The following is an 18,833-nucleotide window of genomic DNA, read 5'->3' as shown; positions in this document are numbered from 1 at the left end:
AATTACTTCTTTGTCAATTTCTCTAATTCTGTTAATCGCTCTTCCTGTGTTTTATTCTTTTGAACTTGCTCATTTAATGTTTTTTGTTGTTGCAAAATATATAGTGTCAATTCTTCAATTTTCTGAAGGAGTTTCGCATTCATATCCCCTAATAGTATGCCATGTTCTTCTACGTTTTTAGCAGATGGAATGTCTTTTAAATGTCCTTTTTCTTTGATATGTTTCTCAACCTCTTTTAACGTAGGTAACTTGTAATCTTTTTCGAAAACAAAATCACTCCAACCATTTAAATCTACGCGTACTTCTTTGGTGTGGATATTTCCATTTACTGCTAGTTTTTCATCTGGTGTTGAAGTTCCTATACCTACATTACCTGTATTGTAATACACATCCTGATTGCTTAAAGTCCAATTTCCTGAACCGCCTTCTGAGCTATTATTTGTAGTAATAACCACTGTATTACTAACCACACTTTCATTACCTGCTGCATCTAAAGCCGTAACTGTAAAATTATAAGATGTTGATGCTGAAAGCCCTGCTACCTGATAGGTTAATACATTACCTAAAGTAGCTTCTAAAACAGCATCTTTATATACTTTATAGCCAATAACGGCTACATTATCTGTAGCTGCTGTCCAACTTAAATCCACTGTCGTATCGGTTGGCGCTGCATTTGATAATGTTGGAACTGCTGTTGGTGCTTGAGTATCTGACGATCCATCAATAAGTTCTTGAATCGTCGGTTCTTGTCCATTGACTTCATATATAGTAGGGGCATAATAAAACTGATTGTCTGATGTATTTCCAGAGGCCAATAATACTCTATGAGCAATTGTACTAGCATCCGACTGAAATTTAAAATCTGTGCCATTAAGTACTTTATTTCCAGAGACTGGGTCGTAAGTACCTCCAATACTATTTGTATTTGCATAAGTACTTTGGTGTATATAACCAACTAGTAAGTACCAATTATCGAGTGTTGGGAGGTCTGTAATTTGAAAATAAGGATTGCTGTTAGCAGTCCCATTTAAAAGGTTAGTAGCTCTATCACCTAATGAATTTTCAGCAAACAAACCAAAATAACTAGTTCCATCGTTTGAATTTGTTTTTTTCATCCAAACTGTAAAGCGGTATGTCTTAGTTGGATCTATCACTTTAAAATCTGTTTTCCATCCTCCAGCATTTGAGTCTAACCCATCTGGAATAGTTTTCCATAAGAGCACCGAAGTATTATGCGGTCCAATTCCCATTTCACGAATATTTTCTTCATCAGGTCCATATTTAATAAAACCAGCTACAGAACCTGTTCCCGCTGTCCAAGTTGAAGTATCTAAAAGGTTCCCTGTTATTGCACTATTAGTGGTGGTAGCTATTATATTACTAACTACACTTTCATTACCAGCAGCATCTAAAGCGGTGACTGTAAAATTATAAGATGTTGATACTGTAAGCCCTGTTACTTGATAGGTTAATACATTTCCCAAAGTAGCTTCTAAAACAGCATCTTTATATACTTTATAGCCAGTAACGGCTACATTATCTGTAGCTGCTGTCCAACTTAAATCCACTGTGGTATCTGTTTGAGAGGTACTGGAAAGCATTGGGGCTGTTGGGGCTTGGGTATCGGGACCATCTATAAGCTCTTGTATAGTTGGCTCTTGCCCATTGACTTCGTACATAGTTGGAGCATAATAAAATTGAGAATCGTTAATATTAGTATTGTTAGAAAGCCAAATCGAATGATATATCTTAGTAGCTGTAGATTGAAACTTATAATCAGTTGCATTTTGGTCTTTATTTCCAGTTATTCCATTATAAAGACCACCAATGCTAACAGTATTTGCATAAGAATCATGATGCATAAACCCCACCAACAAGTACCACTGATCAAGGACAGGAGGGTCTCCATCCCAAAAGTAAGGGTTAACATGAGGAGTTCCATCGAGATTATTAACTACTAAATTACCTGAAATGTCTTCTGCTCTTGCTCGAAAATAAGTAGCTCCACTATCTGAGTTCGTCTTTTTTAACCAAACTGTAAAACGATACGTTTTAGTTGGATCTATATTCATAAGGTCTGTATCCCACCCCCCAGCATTAGAATTTCCAGTAGCTTGAGGAATTGTTTTCCATAAAAGCACTGATGTACCATGAGGCCCAATCCCTATTTCTCTTATGTTTTCTTCATCAACCCCAGTTCTGTTAAACCCGAGTACGGAACCTGTTCCTTCTGTCCATGTAGAAGAATCCAAAAGATTGGTTTGAGCAAATGAAATACTACAAATAAATAAGAAGATTAATTTTATAATTGATTTCATAAATAATTGGTTATTTATTTTTATTTAATAATTTTTCTATTTTTTTTATACGATTTTCCTGCTGCAAAATGTAAAGCGTTAACTCTTCTATTTTTTCCAGAAGTTTCATGTTCATAATACCTAACTCAACTCCATTAGCTTCCATGTTTTTAGCTGTTGGTATATTTGGTAAATGTTTATTAATTTTAATATAGTTTTGAAGTTTTTCCAATGGTTGTAAATTATAATCTGTTTCAAAAACATAGTCAGGCGCAGGAACTGATAAATCTACTTTTACTTCTTCACTGTGAATGCTTCCTTTTACTGTAAATTTAGAATCTGGAATTGTTGTACCTATACCTACATTACCTGTATTGTAATATATATCTTGATTATTAAGACTCCAGTAACCTGCATTTGTTGATGGGTTGTTACCAGGTTGTGCACTTATAAGATCTTGAATAGTTGGCTCCTGCCCATTCACTTCATATAATGTTGGTCCATAATAAAATTGATTATCTAGTGTATTTGTATCATCATAAAAATGTGTAGTAATAATAAGTTCTGTATTGTCATTCTTAAATTTTAAGTCGCTTGCAGTTGAAATTCTATACCCTGTAACTCCATCATAAAAACCACCAAGGTTGTCTCCGTTTGTAATATCACTTTGATAAATGTACCCTACAAACAAATACCAGTCATCTAAAGTTGGAGGATCAGACACATCAAAATAAAAGTTTCCATTAAAATCCAAACTTGAATAACTCCCAGATGCATCGTATGAATTTGCACCAAAAAAAGTTCTTCCATCCTGAGAATTAGTTTTTTTGATCCAAACAGTATATCGATATGTCTTTGTATTATTAATGGGTATGCGACCTGTATCCCATCCTCCTGAATCACCATTATCACCATTTGGTACTACTTTCCATAATAACTCAGAGATACCATGGGGATCTATTCCCATTTCTCTAACATTTTCTTGCTCAGAACCTCTGTGACTAAACCCTGGTGCAGAACCAGTCCCCAAAGTCCAACCAGACGTATTTAAAAGATTTATTGAAACAGAAGGCCCACTATTTGTTGTGATATTTATTGGATTACTTAATATACTTTCATTACCAGCAGCATCTAAAGCGGTTACTGTAAAATTATAAGCGGTCGAAGCAGCAAGTCCAGTTATCTGATAGGTTAATATATTACCTAAAGTAGCTTCCAATATACCATCTTTGTATACTTTGTATCCTGTAACGGCTATATTATCTGTTGAGGCTTCCCAACTTAAATCCACTGTGGTAGCTGTTTGTCCTGTACTAGATAGTGTTGAGGCTGTTGGAGTTTGCGTATCAGGGCCATCAATTAACTCTTGTATTGTTGGCTCTTGCCCATTGACTTCGTACATAGTTGGGGCATAATAAAATTGAGAATCATTAATATTAGTATTACTAGAAAGCCAAATTGACTGATATATTTTAGTAGCCGTAGATTGAAACTTATAATCAGTTGCATCTTGGTCTTTATTTCCAGTTGTTCCATTATAAAGACCACCAATACTAACAGTATTTGTGTAAGAATCATGATGCATAAACCCTACCAGCAAGTACCACTGATCGAGAACAGGAACATTTGCACCCCCAAAATAAGGATTACCATTAGAAGTTCCATCAAGATTATTAACTACTATATTTCCTGAGTTATCTTCTGCTCTTGCTCGAAAAGGGGTATTTCCATCAAATGAGTTCGTTTTTTTTAACCAAACTGTAAAGCGATATGTTTTAGTTGGATCTATATTTATAAGATCTGTATTCCATCCCCCTGCACCAGAATTTCCAGTAGCTTCAGGAATTGTTTTCCATAAAAGCACTGAGGTTCCATGAGGACCTACACCCATTTCTCTAATATTTTCTGCATCTGTTCCAGTTCTATTAAAACCTGCTACAGAACCCGTGCCTATTGTCCAATTAGACGTATCTAAAAGATTTGTTTGGGCAAATGAAATACTACAAATAAGTAGGATAATCAACTTTATAATTGATTTCATAATTTTAAACTTTTAAAGGTGAATCTGTTAAATTGAATTTTATAATCCCATTTCCAAACAACTGGTCTTGATATATGAGTTTTATGTTATCATTAGGATTGATATCATTGAAGTATAGCAACACTCGTTTAAATGGTGCTACTTTAAAATTACGTTCAAAATTAACCCCGGAACATGGTATGGTATCGTTTGAAGAGGTTACCACTGTAAAATCTTTTTCGATGGTAAATGCCATGTACTTTACAGCATTTTCATAAGACCTCTTGGTATAATCTTTTAGTAATAAATCTGATTGGTTTGCATGCAGAAATTCTATTTCTATAATCCGCTCCCTTATATTTTTTTGGTAAAGAGAATCTACCTTAGCATAATTACTTTGATTATTTTTTAAAAGATAGTATTGTATAGGAACTTCTGTAGCCGTATAATTTATATCATTAACAAATTGTGTAACACGTTTAGATTTCCAACCTTGTTGATTTAAATTAAAGAATTTATAATCTGGAAGTTTATTAGAGCCAGAGTGTTTATTACATGAAACAGAGGTGCTAAATGCGAGTAATAGTATAAAAGATATTGAGGAAATACACCTTTTAAAAAGCTTCATAAAATGACTTGTTAAAGTTTCCTTAAAACTAAAAAAAGCACAAAAAAGCTTACAAGGGATACGCCGTATTATGTTTAAGGAAAAACCTTAATTATTACCTTCGTATTTTCTATTGGAAAATTCTAAAATTTGATCTGTAAGATCTATAGATTCTTGAGCAAACATCACATTACCATTACCACTGGTTCCCAAAATAATTTTTAAGTTATTAGTCTGTGCGTATTCTTTTATGTAATTATTGAGTCTATTCCAAATATTTTCACTTAAATTATGTGAGTAATTATCTTGTAATTCCTGAAAGGCTTTACTTTTATAGGCGATTTGTTGCTGTAAACTTTTAAAGTTATTATTCTCTTTATCTTTTATAGTCTGAAAAATAGCATATAAACTATCTAACTCTTTTCCTTTTTTACGAATTTTCGCTTCTTCAACGACTTTAATATCTTTGGTCATATTGAATCCATTAAAGAGTTTAATGTTGTCTATATAAACAATATCTTTTTGATTATTGAATTGTAAATAATTAATTAAAATTACTATAATGATAATTACTATTAATATAGTATTTGACAGAGTAAGGCGATTAAGATTAGTCATGGATTTTTGTTATTGTTTTTTTTATATTATTGAATGATACTATTAAAGAATCGTTATATGCTTTTACTAAGGTTAGATCAACCACAGTTTCATTTTCTCGTTTTCTGTAAAGTTTTTTGTCTATTTTTAATAAAACTAGTCGTGTCGTTTTATGATTTCCTTTAACAAAACCGTGATAACTTATATCTGGCCAAACTGTATTTATTTTTTTTATGTGTTTAGGAACAGTCTTTTGGGGTGAAGCTTTAACTTTAGTTGCTTGTACTGGCTTTCTAATTCTTTTTGAAGCTTTAAAGGGAAATTTATTTATTATTTTCAGCAAAAAAGTATCTTTAGTTATGTTGTATTTGGGTTGATTATTTATGTTTGCCACATTATTTCCTATATTTTTATTCGAAGTATCTGACTTACCAAAATATTTATATATCACAGCTCCCCAAATGATTATGAGAAACACTATTAAAACACTATTTAAATATTTTTTTTTCAAATGATGCCTATTTAGTTTTCAACAATAATAGATCTAACAATACTATAATCACTTTCATTAGTAGCTGCATCAATAGCCTTTACTCGCCAATAATAGGTATTAGACGTAGTGAATTCATATATTGCCGAATTGTTTGTCGTTTTAGCTGAATGAATCACAGTATTAAAATTAGAGTCTGTAGAAATTTCTAAAGTATTCGTTATTGCCGACTTAATAATTCCTGAATCTGCTCCATTTGTCCAATTAAAAGTAATAGAAGATGGAACTACTTTGGCTTCATCTAATGGTTCAGATAATGTTGGTTGATTAGGGATTACTGTATCTATAAAAAGAATATGCTCTGAAAAGGGCGTAGATGTATTAGATGTTGTATTAAAAGCTTTTACCTTCCATATATATTCGGCATCTTCATCAATTTTATCAGGGTCAATATTAAAACTTGTTTTAATTATATCTGGTTGCTCAAAAATGGTTTGTTCCCCACCTGTCTTTTTAGCTAATACATATGTATATGTATCAGCATTACTTAAACTTTCCCAGGTAAAAATGATATTTTTGTTATTAGTATATAAATTTTCTGTGGGTGTTTGAAGTACTACACTTTGATTAGACAAATCATCTGAAGGACGCATCTCAAAATTTATAGGAAAAGTATAATCCGTTTCATAAGCAAAGTTTTCAGCTTTAATACGCCATTGATAATCTCCGGGATCTAAATTATACGTAAAGTTTAGCACCGTTACTAAAGAATCTACTTCTTGCCTCTGGTTACTTCCTATTATTTGGACTCTATAACCATCGGCACCTTCAATGCTTTGCCATAAAAATTGAGCTGTATTACCTTCTATCGTTGCTCCCTCTCTTGGAGATATAATCTGCACGATATCATCAGTAATATCTTCTTCTAAAATATCATCACAACCGAATGATATAAAAAGTAAGATTAGTAATAGGGTTACATTATTTAGCTTTTTCATAATTCTGTAATATTATTTTTAAAAAAAGAGTTTGTTTGTTTGTCCTGTAATTTTTTTTTGAGTAAAATTCTGAGCTTACTACACGAGAATCTTTAAAATTCTTTTCTATTTCATAAAGTAATTTTATAAGTGCTTCATAAGATCCCTCAAGTTCAATTTGGTTAGAATAAATTAAAAATTCCTCATCTCTGTATATATGTACGTCCTCAATTGACACTATATTTAGTGTAATATCTTTTTTGGAAATAAAATCTAGAATTTTTTGTTGCACGTGTATTGGACTTAAAGAACGTCCGCCTATCAATTTATCTAAAGCCTTAATGTCATTTTTTAAAGCATATAGGTTATTAAATGAATTATCAGTGCTTGCCAGTTTTTGTTTTACTTGGTTGAGTTCTTTCTTAGCTGCTAATGTATGCTTGAACGTTTTTTTATACGATGCCATAAAAAGTAAAATAAAGCCAATAATGGCTAAGAAAAATTTTCGTTTATATGTTAGATTATTAAACACTTTTAAATTTCTATTTTTAGAATAAATTCATTCGTTATTTTATTTTCTTGTGAGTATGCAACAATGTCTAATTTCTCAATCCATTTAAGCTTCTTAATTTTTTTAATCCAACGGTTAAAAGTCTCATCATCTGTAACTTTTCCTGTTATACTTATAATATTAAAGTGGAAGTCTATCTTCTTATCATGCTCTATTTTTTTTAATTTAGGCATTACGTGAACTTTTTTCAATGTAATTTCTGGAAGTGTTGAATTTCCTATATCCACTACATATTTCGTGATAAAACTTTTGTTACTAATATTAGTAGTTTCCAGTATTTTCTCTTTTAGTTTCTTTTCTTCTTTAAGTTTATTAATCTCTGTAGTGGTTTCTTGAGACAAGGCATAAACTGATTCTTTTTCAACTAAAGCGTTTACATAAACGTTGTGCAATAAATGACTTGTAAAAAGTGATATTAAAAAAAAGAAAATCGAGAAAATATACGCTGTTTTAAACCATTTTTTAAATTTAAATTCGCTTGCATTATTACTCAAAAAATCAGTATCAAACTCAATAATATTATTAGGAAATTTGTAACCTAAAAAAGCGCCTATTAATGGTACTTCATTAGTGTTGAAAGTATCTCCATTGATTATGTATTGGTTTTCATAATTACCCTCATTTTTAAAAGAAAGAAGCCTATTTTCATTTATTTCGATAGTATAAATAGTAGATGAAATACTCGAATGTTTTTTTATAACCGGGAGCAAATTCACCATTACAAAAGGCCCGAAGGACAAATCAATTACAAAAACGTCTAATGTGTTTATTTCTTTTATAAAGGCGTTAATAAGTTCTTTTCTTGCTACTGATACAAATACTGTTTCTTCTTGTTTATATTCATAGAAGTAAAAGTCATCAAGATTCGACTTAAATATCAAATTTTTCCTGTATCCTGCTTTATTCTCAACGCTTTTATTTATAATATTATCTCCTTCAATATGCAAAAGAACCGGGTAGTTTTTATTTAAATGTGCCTTAAAGGCATCATCAATATTTTTAGATTTATATCGATCTTCAACCTTTAATTCATTGTCTTTAAATAGTAGCGTAATTAAATAATACTCAGATACTCCATTAACATTAGATATACTTAACGCATAGTATTTATTATCATTAAATATGTTTGTTAGTTTTTTTAGCAACATTTTAGTAAGTAACAGTAGGTTTAATAAAAATATGAAGCTTCGATTTTTCTTTTCTTTTCTTTCTCCCACTAAACAACCATTTAATTATGGGAACTCTTGATAGTAGTGGTGTGCCTGTTCCTGAGTTTTCGTTTTCTAATTCATCCAGACCCCCTAAAAGAATCATCTCATTATTTTTAACACTAATCATCGATTCAAATTTTTGAGTAGATTTGCCTGGTGGCGCATTCTCTCCAGCCCTTCCCAAAAATGAACTTTTCTCAACTGAAATGGTCAGTGTTACATTTTCATCTTTAGACACAAAAGGTTTAATATTTATACTCAAATTTGCTTCAGTAGATTTCCAAGTACCAGATTGAAGAATATTATTATTTACTCCAGAATTAATTAATCTGTTATTTTGTTCAAAGTAATAATTAGTTTCGCCTATAGAAGATGTGGCTTCATGTCCATTGAGCGTTACTAGCTTGGGGGTAGATGATAACTTAATAAGCGAGTTATTCTCTAAGGCTTTTAAATTTAAATAGAATTTTTCGGAAACCTTGCCAAGGTTTACAATCCCTAAGCCATTAAATGCATCGATTAGCCCATTAACCGATGTGGCATTAAGGCTTACATCACTTGTTGGAAAAAGAACTCCGGACGTAGCTCCTGGTTCATTATTAATCCCAGCTTGCAATCCTGTTTGTACTTCATAGGATTTCTGATATTGTGCAATAATAACCTCTATTTGAATAACTGGTACTACCCGGTCAATTTCGTATATGTAATCTTTAAACTCTTGGATCTGATTTTTTGATCCTGAAACCACAAAACCATTAAGTTCTACAAATTCTTTAATTTCAAGTGTTTGGGTTACAGCGGTAGGTAATGTGGCCAAAACGGTTTCAATAGTTCTATTTTCTAATTGTACCAATTCTGTCATTCTAAGCCCCTCAGTAGCATGCTCACCTATTAAATATAAATTATCTGATTTTTTATAAGTATAGTTTTCTCCTTTAAAAAGATGATCTAATAGGTTATCAAACGTAATACCATTGGCTACTAAAGTTGTTATAACACCTTGGGGCGTATTATACATAAAGAAGTTAATGTTTAGGTTTTCAGCTGCTTCTTTTATGATCTCTGCGGCATCGGCTTCAAAAGCTTTAATTTCCAGAAACCCTTGTGTATTTGTTTTAATTTCAAAAGCACCAGAATTTACTTGGTTTGTAGAACTACCACTTGTGGATCGGCTTCTTCTGCTAGAACGTGATGTTGTGGCTGTTGGGGTTTGTGGTGCTATAATAGCCTTTTCGAGATAGTAGTTTTCGTTTTCATCCTTAGTTAAAACTAAACTATTTGATTTTGCCATCATTTCCAACACTTCATCAATTGGTCTGTTTAAAATATATGCTGATACTTTTTGATCTTTAATATCTGGCGCTAATACAACATTTTTTTTCGAAGCATCTGTAATTGCTTGAGCGACCCTTGGTAATGAATCATTTTTTAGTTTGACCGATAAAAATTTATTTTGCTCGTTATAAGTAACATCTATATTTTTTAATGGTTTAGGCTTTTTAACAACAATTTCTTCTGGCCTTTTTTTAAATATCAAAATATTATTAGCAACATCAACTTCGAGTTGATGTTTTTTAATTAAAAATAAAAAGACATCTTTTATATTGACGTCATAAAAATTACTTGTAACAAGTTGATTTAAATTTGAGTCTACACTAACATTTAATTGATGTTCTTCTGCTAAAGCATTAATAAAATCATATAGCGTCAGACCACTTAAATCAATTCTGATATTATCTTGTAACCCTTCCTTTGTTTTTGAAAGTTCTTCTAATTTTTCAGTAAATGTTTTAATATTAGTTTGAGAAAAACTTACATTAAAAATAATACAAGATATAATTACAATTATCGTTCTGTATGACATAGTTTAATTGATAAGTATTGGATATATTTCATCTAACGATGTGATTCCTTTTGAAAATAACTCAAAAGCTTTATCAGAGAGTTTTCTATTTTTCATAATGTCAGACTGTTCTAATGTATTTTTCTTTATAGCATCTATCACATCACTGGTAATGGGCAAAATTTCATAAATAGCTCTCCTGCCTTTATAACCTGTATGGTAGCATTCATCGCATCCTACAGCTATATGGTGTTTGTTTAGTTTATGAATGGGATTAAATGATATTGGTAAATCATCATTATTAAATTCTTGCTCTTTCTTGCAAGTTTTACAAAGTGTTCTTATTAATCTTTGAGCTACAGATATGTTAATAGTTTCTGCTATTAAAAAAGATGGCACCCCCATATCTACTAATCTAGAAATGGTTCCTATTGCTGAATTAGTATGAATTGTAGACAGTACTAAATGCCCTGTTAATGAAGCTCTAATAGCCATTTGAGCTGTTTGTGCATCTCTGATCTCCCCCAACATAATAATGTCTGGATCTTGTCTTAAAAAAGATCGTAATGCAGATGTAAAAGTTAGTCCTATATTTTCTTTTAATTGTACTTGATTTATACCTTTTAATGTATATTCTATAGGATCTTCTACCGTTACAATATTTGTATTTACAGTATTAAGATGTTTTAAAGTTCCGTATAAAGTGGTGGTTTTTCCTGAACCCGTAGGGCCACTAATTAAAATAATACCATTCGTTTTTTTTACAGCTTCCAGATAAAGTGGCAAATCATGATCTTCAAACCCTAATTGATAGATATCTAAATGAGAGGCATCTCTCCCTAGTATACGCATAACTACTTTTTCTCCATGATGAGTAGGTAAAATAGAAACTCTTATATCAAAATCATCATACTCTATTCGGCCATCTTGAGGTAGTCTTTTTTCTGTAATATCTAAATTAGATTTAATTTTAATTTGATTAATTAACTCTAAATAGCTTTCTTTTTTTATATTATTTTTCTCGATTAATTGACCATCTATTCGCAATCTAACTCTTACGTCTTCTTCATATATTTCTATATGAATATCACTCGCATTAATATGTTTTGCTTCAAAAATTAAATCTTCTAAAAAATCGTTCCCATAAGAAACTAATTTTGGCTGAGAATCATTCTTTCTATAGTAAATAGAAAGCGCTTTTTTAATGATAGAAGAATCAACAATCTCTAAGCTTATCTGCTTATTAAAAAGTAACTTAAGTTCTTCTTTAATACTTGGTAATTCTAATTCTTGTGTTTGATCGATATAGAATACATATTCAGTTTCTGAAACAGATTTTGGAACTATTAAAAAATGATTTGCCATTTCAGAACCAATAGCTTGCTGTAAGTTAATAGATAAAGTTATTTGGTCTATTTTTGCTGTATCCATTAAACAAATAGGTTAATATTAAATACATTTTGTATCACTATATTAATGACAAGATATAATGCTAAATAACCTGCTAACGGAATAGTTTTTATTTTTTTAAGCAATAAGATCGTTCCATATAACAACAATGAGAATAATAAGCCTACTATAAAAAATGGAATAAATATTTCAAGTTTGAAAAGAGGTGTTATTGCTATAAAAAAAAGGATGTCTCCTAAGCCAATTAAATGATCTATTGGGTTAACAAATTTCTTTGCTTTTAGTGAAAAATAAAGTATCAGACCGAATATATTAATAAGTAAAAAACCAATGTTATAAATTATATCTGCTAATCTTAAATCACTAGAAGTGTAATTAATTAATGCTGAGAAACAAAAAATAAGTACTGGTAAAATAACATGTATTGTTCGTTTTTTCGTATCAAAATACAAAACGAAAAGTAATGCTATTACTAATAAAATATATTCCAAATTAAGTATCATATTAGTCTTTTACAATTTCTTTTAACTTACGATCCTGATCTATTTCCCAAGTATTGAAAACCCCATCACCATCAAAATCCTGCAATGCTGTTGCTGTTGCCTTAAAGCTATTTAATGAAGCTTCTATAACTTCAATTTTATATACCGCTTGCCCTCCTTTATCTATGGTTAAAGTTTCTTCAAACCCTAATTCATTAAAATCTGCAGTGTATTTAGAGTGACGATAAAAATGGCTTTTTTCTAAACCATGAATCATACTCAACATATTCTGTGCTTCAATAGATTTAGCACTTGTAACTACTGATGTTTGATTGGGTACAACTAGATAAATTAAAATACCTATAATACAGAGTACAATCAGGATTTCCGACATAGAATATGCCTTTAAATGCCCTTTTTTTTTCTTTAACTTTAATATTAACTTTTTCATTTTTTAATTTTAAATTATTTAACATCTTCTAATTTTGAATGACTTTGCTTAAATTAAAGATTGGTGAGTACATCGCAATCATTATAAAACCTACAATACCGCCTATAATAACAATCATTATGGGTTCTAAAATGGTTCCTATCATTTTAGTGGAATGATCTACATCATCATTATATTGATTTGCCAATCCATCATACATCGTATCTAACTCATTAATTTGTTCTCCAATAGCCGTTAATGAGATTATTTTGGGAGTAAAAAAAGTATGTTTCTTTAAACTATCGGCTAAAGTTTCTCCTTTTAGAATGTCTTTTTTAGTTTGAGATAATGCCTTTTTTAATGGATAGAATGAAATCATCTTCTCTGTTAACTCTATAGATGTAATTAATGGTGTTTTAGCAGATAATAAAAGCCCAAAAGATTGGCAAAATCGTGCTAAGTATATCTTTTTAATAAGGCTCCCAAAGTAAGGGGTTTTTAACAGTATCTTTGATGTTGTTCTTTTGTAAACATCATGCTGTTTTAATAATTTATGAGTTACAAACATTAGTAAAACAACCCCTAGTATCACTGAAATTATAACATTAAAATTGTTTGAGACATTAACAACAAATTGTGTAATCTCTGGTAGTTCTTTTCCAAATTGCTGAAAAACTGATGCAAACATAGGCACCACAAAGTTTAGCATAAAATATAACACACCAAATGTTATAAGTAATACAAACACAGGGTATGCTAAAACAGAAACAACTTGCCTTTTCATTTTAATTTTTCGTGAAAAGAATTTTTGGAGTTGATCAAAAATGGCAGGTAATCGCCTTGTGTCTTCACCTATTTTAATACTGTAATATTCGTAAGGCGAAAAGTATTTATAATTTTGTATGGCTTGATGAAGTGATTTCCCCTTAACCACATCATCATTAATGGTTTTATAAATAGATTTTATAAATTTAGATTTTTGTTGACCAGTCAATATTTCTAAAGCTTGGTTAAAATCTACTCCAGACTTTATAAGGGTTGAAAATTCTCTATAAAAATCCTCTTTTTGCTTATCTGAAAATCGTTTAAAAACAGAGGTAGAAAAATTAATATCCGTATTAAACACGTTTTTCTTCTTTTCTTTTGGATGATATGTACCTATTTCAATTTTCAACTATTTATTTTATTATTTTATAACACGTTTAAATTTTCGTTTATGGTTTCATTAAAATAAAAGCTATTGATAGTATTGGCTGTATCCTTTTTTAAATAATAATTTGTATTGATAGAATCACCTAAAACTTCAATGGAAATATGGAGTATCTTATTTAGAGGTTTGGTAATATCACTTTGGGAAAACTTATGACTTAAAACGTTAAGTTTAAAAGTGTCCGTTTTAATATCATGATGTCTTAAAATAAAATTCTTTGACACTTGATAATTTATACTTGCCCCATTATAATACTCTAATAATAATTGGTTATCATTCTGAATAAAGTTTTCCGCGTTATAAATGTCATTTTTAATAGCTATGTTAAATAAGTTGTATTGTAAAACACTTGTGTTTTCATTTTGAAAAAGCGTCATTTGTTTTTCAACTAAATTGAACACAGTATAACTTAGGGTAATAATAATCCCCATAAGAATCAAGCTTATTAATGCTTCTAGAATAGTAAACCCTTTCAAATACACACGCTTATTCATTGTAAGGAATTAGTTTATTAACTTGATACTCGTTATGTCCTGTTTGTATTAAAAATGATAGCAAAACCATTTGATCTTCATCATCGATGGTTGCCTTTTTAGTAACGGTATAACCTTCATATTTAAAGATATTATCTTCATAATCTTGCTGTTTTATAATTTCTTGTGTTAAAAACTCAATAGTATGTTTAGCTTTATAATAATGAACCGATTTGTTTAGGTTAATAACATTCAGATAAACCATGAAAACAACTAAAACGCAAATAGAAATAATAGATATTGCTATTACAGATTCTACCAATGATGAGGCTTTCAAAATCCTAAAATTCTTTAATAACTGCATATGTTTTTTTATCTAATGAGTTATTAAATAATGGAAGTTCCACAAAATTATCGGAAAGCTTCTCTTTGTTTATACTTGCGTTTAAAATGACATTTTCATAATTAGAAGCTTCAGTTTTTAAAAAAAATCTATCTGTATAAATACTTCCTATAATATTACCGTTTAGTTGTGTACTTCCATAGCAATACACATTACCAATTATAGTAGTATTCTCGTTTATAAATAATTTGCGATCTAAAGAATTACTATAAGTATTACCATCTATTACAATACCTCCTATTAATGTGCTATTCTTTTTAATTTCTACGGAAACGATATCCGTATCATTTTTAATATAAATACTGGAAGGGTACATTAATGATACATTTTCTTCAACTATAACTTCTTTGGTTGCTATGATTTGAACATTACCTTTAAATCCTGAAATAATTTTAACGACAGGAGCTATTATAACGACATCATTTAATATTACAGAACTATCAATTTCTAAATCATTAATGGAATACAAAATAAAATTACCTTTACATGTAATATCCTTGAGCGAAGCTATACCATTAAGGTCTAAAACTTTAGTTACGTTATTAAACCCATTAATTAATATCGTTTCTTCATTAATATTGTTAAATGATATGCGAGGTAAGCCTAAAACATCCATTTTGATAGTTTTATCAATTTTTGGAAGCTTGTCTTTAGATTTTAATTGCCTGCCCCTTAGGGTTAAAGCATTTCCTTTTTGCCCGTTAATATAGGCTTGTTCAGAACGACCGTTAGGAATTTTTATATCTCCTAAAACTTTTGTTTTACCTGATAATTTTAAAGGTTTATCATAATCTGTAACATATAATGCCAAATCATCCACCTCTTTTTTAATACTTCCGACTAAAGCTGTTTTGTGAATAGTGTCATTTTTAAAAACAGTTTTGCAAATTAAAATATCGTAAAAGCCCCAATTTTTTTTCTCAATAAAAGATGAAATGTCATCATCATCAAAAACAGTAATCTCCTTAATTTCATCATAAGAAACCCATTCATTATTATTCAAAAAATAATTGAAAGCCGATTCATTTTTACTAATTAAGTCTTCCTGTAAATAAAGCCTGTTATTCAAAACACTTTGATAATGGGATATTAAAATAAAACAACCACTAAAAACGGAAATAATAACACAAACAAAAATAGCATTCATTAAAGAAGACGCCTTTAACAAATGCTTTGGATCCTTATTATTTCTTAATTTATTCTTCAATTATTTAATAATTATATTTCCTTTTTTACTTTAATTGAACCTAGTTAAAAGTAGTGGTCACATTATTAAAACAATTAGGGTTATCCCTTAAAATAAAAAGGTGTTTCCTTACTTTAACTACTTTTAATTTTAGGGCATATTCAGTAAGGGCTTATTAATAAATAGGCCTAATTTTTAATCAAATTTTAAAGATTAATTTCTTAAGTTATGAGGATATTAATTAAATAAACCCCTTTTCATGGGCTAATTGTAGTAAATCTCTATCTCCTTTACCTTCAACATTGAAAACATCTTTTAATATTCGTTTTCTTCTTTCTAGTGCAGCAATCGAAAGAGGCAAAACGTTTGGTAATTCATTCATTTTAGTACCGTTTGATAGTTCATACAGGATCTTCCTATCAATATTATCAATAACAAAGTCATTTGCTGATTGCTTACGCAAAATTTTCATTACGGTTTTACTATAATAAGGCGGATCTAAAATCACCGTTTTTATAGTTTCATTTAATATATCTATAGTTAAATCTCCCTTAGTCACATAAGCTTCTGGATTAATATTTTTAAGAATACAGGAGATCATATAACTATCATCATAACTGGTAGACACTATTATTTTTATGTTTTTAAATCGTTTCCTAATTAATATACCTAAATCTTCACCTCCCAAAATTTTATTGTCTTTAGAAGCTGGTATTCTAATATCCAAAAAAACAATATCAAAAGGTTTCTTTTTGGCTGCTTCATTAATTTTCAACACAGCTGTGTCACAACTATGTGCCACATCAACACTAAATTTAAAGGTTTTATTTAATTTTGTTGTTTTTTGTAAAGCTCCTTTGTAAACATCTGTAATTAATGGATGGTCGTCAATTATTAGAACTCTGCAGGGACTTTTCATGTTAGAGAATATTAAATTAAAAAAAAGTTATTTTTATCACAATCAATTTACCTTAATTTAGCCCAATCATCCAAAAAAACTAAGTATTAAATCACTTCTTTTATACATTTTAATAAAAATTTTAATTTCAGGTTTAATAATAACATCAAACTCCTTTCATTCATAGTATTTTAACAAACATAAAATATGCAAATGAAAAACGCTACACTTTTAAATTCTAATTAGTGAAACAGATGCTTCTATTAGTGAAATGGTAATTTTTGAAAGGGAAAATCAACTTAAACCCAATACCGAAGTTTGAGATAATGTATTTATCATGAATTCGACATTGTTAATATATGTCTTACTAAAGGGTATTTTTTTTAAACATTTTTTTAGCGTGCAATTTAAAGTACCGTAATTAACTCTATTTACATAATTTTTATTAATAATATAACTTTTATGTATTCTCAAGAAATTTTTTGGTAATATCAGCTCAAAAGTTTTAAGTGTTTTAAAAGCGCTTACAGTGTGCCCATTGTTCATATAAAAATCAGTTGTATTGTTATCAGCTTTTAAAAACAAAATTTCGTCCGCATTTAAATACTGATAATCTTTATAAGATTTCAGACAAATAGTTTTACTTATTTTATTTGGGTGTTTTTTTTTAAACTTCAAAGCCGCTTTTCTTATATCTAGTTCAGTTATTGGGTTTAACAAATAATCAAAAAAACCAGTTTTTATAGCTTCATAAGTTTTTTCTTTCGAAGAAGAAATGGCAATAAACTCATAATCTTTTTTTAAATATTGCTCTACTTCGTTAACTAGATTAAAAGGATTGTCCAATATAGTATCAAGATTTAAAAAAATTAAATCGGGAGTATTTTTAAGAATAACATCAATCGGTTCAAAATAATCATAATCACAATCAACACAATTAAATTCAGGAAAGTCATCAAGAACTTTTTTAATTCTGTTTATATTAATTTCTTCTGTATCAATGATAAGATAATTATTCAAAGTTTTGTAATTAAAAAGTGAAAACAATTATATTCATATTCTCACTAATACCGTTAGGGTTTTACCATACTTAATGTAAGGTTTTCACTTAAATAATTTAAAAACAATTAACAGGTAGACTTATAATATTTAGAAAACCATATCATTTAATCGACACAGCACATCTAACCAAATGGTTATCAATACTTTTACTTAACACTTTTGTTAATTAACAAATCTTTATTCAAAAAATGTAGTCAGAATACATATTTTTAAATAAGTTTGTATAGTAAACTTTAGGGGTGTTCCTATTTGGAACTGAGAGAGTCCCTTTGAACCTGATATGGTTAGTACCAACGAAGGAAAAAGTTAAAAATGCATGAATAATGCATTTACATACTTCTTATATAAGTACGCACTATTTTAGCTGCTGTGCTATTTTCAAAGTATTTCGTCTCACCCTTTGATAGTTTATACAAACTATTAAAATTATATTATTTATGATTAAAATATCGGTAAATGAGACGGCAATGGAGGTTGAAGAAACTACTACTATTTCTAAGCTACTTGCTAAAATCAAGTCACCCTCAGAAGGCATTGCTTTTGCTATTAATAATAGCATTATAAGAAAAGAACAATGGAACTCACATGGCTTCAATTCCAATGATCAAGTTTTAATTATTCAAGCAACTCAGGGTGGTTAATGCTATTCCAGTAATAAAAGTATTT

Annotated in this window: 19 protein-coding genes and 1 riboswitch; of the genes, 1 reads left to right on the top strand and 18 read right to left on the bottom strand. The window is 29.6% G+C overall.

Annotation, left to right across the window (positions count from 1 at the left end; all coding sequences use genetic code 11):
* Positions 1-2: 2 nt before the first annotated feature.
* The 18 genes from EM932_RS21265 to EM932_RS16980 all read right to left on the bottom strand — a co-directional run bounded on the left by EM932_RS21265 (position 3) and on the right by EM932_RS16980 (position 18,125).
* Positions 3-2,318, bottom strand: a complete 2,316-nt coding sequence (locus tag EM932_RS21265) for a fibronectin type III domain-containing protein (protein ID WP_135878421.1) — start codon at positions 2,316-2,318, stop codon at positions 3-5.
* 10 nt (positions 2,319-2,328) lie between these two features.
* A complete protein-coding gene (locus EM932_RS17060; RefSeq protein ID WP_135878420.1) occupies positions 2,329-4,338 on the bottom strand; it encodes a fibronectin type III domain-containing protein in 2,010 nt (669 codons plus the stop codon).
* A gap of 4 nt (positions 4,339-4,342) precedes the next feature.
* Positions 4,343-4,945 (bottom strand): hypothetical protein, encoded by a 603-nt coding sequence (locus EM932_RS17055; RefSeq protein ID WP_135878419.1) that lies wholly within the window; start codon positions 4,943-4,945, stop codon positions 4,343-4,345.
* A gap of 87 nt (positions 4,946-5,032) precedes the next feature.
* Positions 5,033-5,542 carry an OmpH family outer membrane protein gene (locus EM932_RS17050; RefSeq protein ID WP_135878418.1) on the bottom strand — a complete coding sequence of 170 codons (510 nt, stop codon included), beginning with the start codon at positions 5,540-5,542 and terminating at the stop codon, positions 5,033-5,035.
* Positions 5,535-6,032, bottom strand: a complete 498-nt coding sequence (locus EM932_RS17045; protein WP_135878417.1) for a hypothetical protein — start codon at positions 6,030-6,032, stop codon at positions 5,535-5,537. Before EM932_RS17045 ends, EM932_RS17050 begins: the two co-directional genes overlap by 8 nt.
* An 11-nt stretch (positions 6,033-6,043) precedes the next feature.
* Positions 6,044-7,009 carry a fibronectin type III domain-containing protein gene (locus EM932_RS17040; protein WP_135878416.1) on the bottom strand — a complete coding sequence of 322 codons (966 nt, stop codon included), beginning with the start codon at positions 7,007-7,009 and terminating at the stop codon, positions 6,044-6,046.
* The gene (locus tag EM932_RS17035) at positions 6,993-7,454 is read right to left on the bottom strand and encodes a hypothetical protein (RefSeq protein ID WP_135878415.1); all 462 of its coding nucleotides are present in this window, start codon (positions 7,452-7,454) and stop codon (positions 6,993-6,995) included. The genes EM932_RS17040 and EM932_RS17035 overlap by 17 nt, the downstream gene beginning before the upstream one ends.
* A gap of 68 nt (positions 7,455-7,522) precedes the next feature.
* Positions 7,523-8,707, bottom strand: coding sequence for a hypothetical protein (locus EM932_RS17030; protein WP_135878414.1), 1,185 nt, complete (start codon positions 8,705-8,707; stop codon positions 7,523-7,525).
* Between the two features lies 1 nt (position 8,708).
* Positions 8,709-10,634, bottom strand: a complete 1,926-nt coding sequence (locus EM932_RS17025; protein ID WP_135878413.1) for a type II secretion system protein GspD — start codon at positions 10,632-10,634, stop codon at positions 8,709-8,711.
* A gap of 3 nt (positions 10,635-10,637) precedes the next feature.
* Positions 10,638-12,044, bottom strand: a complete 1,407-nt coding sequence (locus tag EM932_RS17020) for a GspE/PulE family protein (protein ID WP_135878412.1) — start codon at positions 12,042-12,044, stop codon at positions 10,638-10,640.
* On the bottom strand, positions 12,044-12,526 hold the full coding sequence (locus EM932_RS17015; protein WP_135878411.1) for a hypothetical protein: 483 nt from the start codon (positions 12,524-12,526) through the stop codon (positions 12,044-12,046). The genes EM932_RS17020 and EM932_RS17015 overlap by 1 nt, the downstream gene beginning before the upstream one ends.
* A 1-nt stretch (position 12,527) precedes the next feature.
* Complete coding sequence (locus EM932_RS17010; RefSeq protein WP_135878410.1) at positions 12,528-12,956, bottom strand: type IV pilin protein; 429 nt, start codon at positions 12,954-12,956, stop codon at positions 12,528-12,530.
* A 28-nt stretch (positions 12,957-12,984) separates the two neighbouring features.
* Entirely contained in the window at positions 12,985-14,109 is a 1,125-nt protein-coding gene (locus EM932_RS17005) for a type II secretion system F family protein (protein WP_135878409.1), read from the bottom strand.
* Between the two features lie 17 nt (positions 14,110-14,126).
* The gene (locus EM932_RS17000; protein WP_135878408.1) at positions 14,127-14,639 is read right to left on the bottom strand and encodes a hypothetical protein; all 513 of its coding nucleotides are present in this window, start codon (positions 14,637-14,639) and stop codon (positions 14,127-14,129) included.
* A complete protein-coding gene (locus tag EM932_RS16995) occupies positions 14,632-14,982 on the bottom strand; it encodes a hypothetical protein (protein ID WP_145988302.1) in 351 nt (116 codons plus the stop codon). Before EM932_RS16995 ends, EM932_RS17000 begins: the two co-directional genes overlap by 8 nt.
* Positions 14,960-16,228 carry a hypothetical protein gene (locus EM932_RS16990; protein ID WP_135878406.1) on the bottom strand — a complete coding sequence of 423 codons (1,269 nt, stop codon included), beginning with the start codon at positions 16,226-16,228 and terminating at the stop codon, positions 14,960-14,962. Before EM932_RS16990 ends, EM932_RS16995 begins: the two co-directional genes overlap by 23 nt.
* 220 nt (positions 16,229-16,448) lie before the next feature.
* Positions 16,449-17,126, bottom strand: coding sequence for a response regulator (locus EM932_RS16985; RefSeq protein WP_135878405.1), 678 nt, complete (start codon positions 17,124-17,126; stop codon positions 16,449-16,451).
* 273 nt (positions 17,127-17,399) lie between these two features.
* Positions 17,400-18,125 (bottom strand): LytR/AlgR family response regulator transcription factor, encoded by a 726-nt coding sequence (locus tag EM932_RS16980; RefSeq protein ID WP_170179832.1) that lies wholly within the window; start codon positions 18,123-18,125, stop codon positions 17,400-17,402.
* A gap of 267 nt (positions 18,126-18,392) precedes the next feature.
* Positions 18,393-18,486, top strand: a riboswitch (TPP riboswitch).
* A gap of 118 nt (positions 18,487-18,604) precedes the next feature.
* On the opposite strand from EM932_RS16980, the gene thiS reads away from it, so the two are divergent.
* Positions 18,605-18,808, top strand: coding sequence for a sulfur carrier protein ThiS (gene thiS, locus EM932_RS16975; RefSeq protein ID WP_135878403.1), 204 nt, complete (start codon positions 18,605-18,607; stop codon positions 18,806-18,808).
* The last annotated feature ends 25 nt before the right edge of the window (positions 18,809-18,833 follow it).

This window comes from Flavivirga rizhaonensis (genome assembly GCF_004791695.1).
GTDB lineage: Bacteria > Bacteroidota > Bacteroidia > Flavobacteriales > Flavobacteriaceae > Flavivirga > Flavivirga rizhaonensis.
This window is presented reverse-complemented; position numbering and strand designations above follow the sequence as displayed.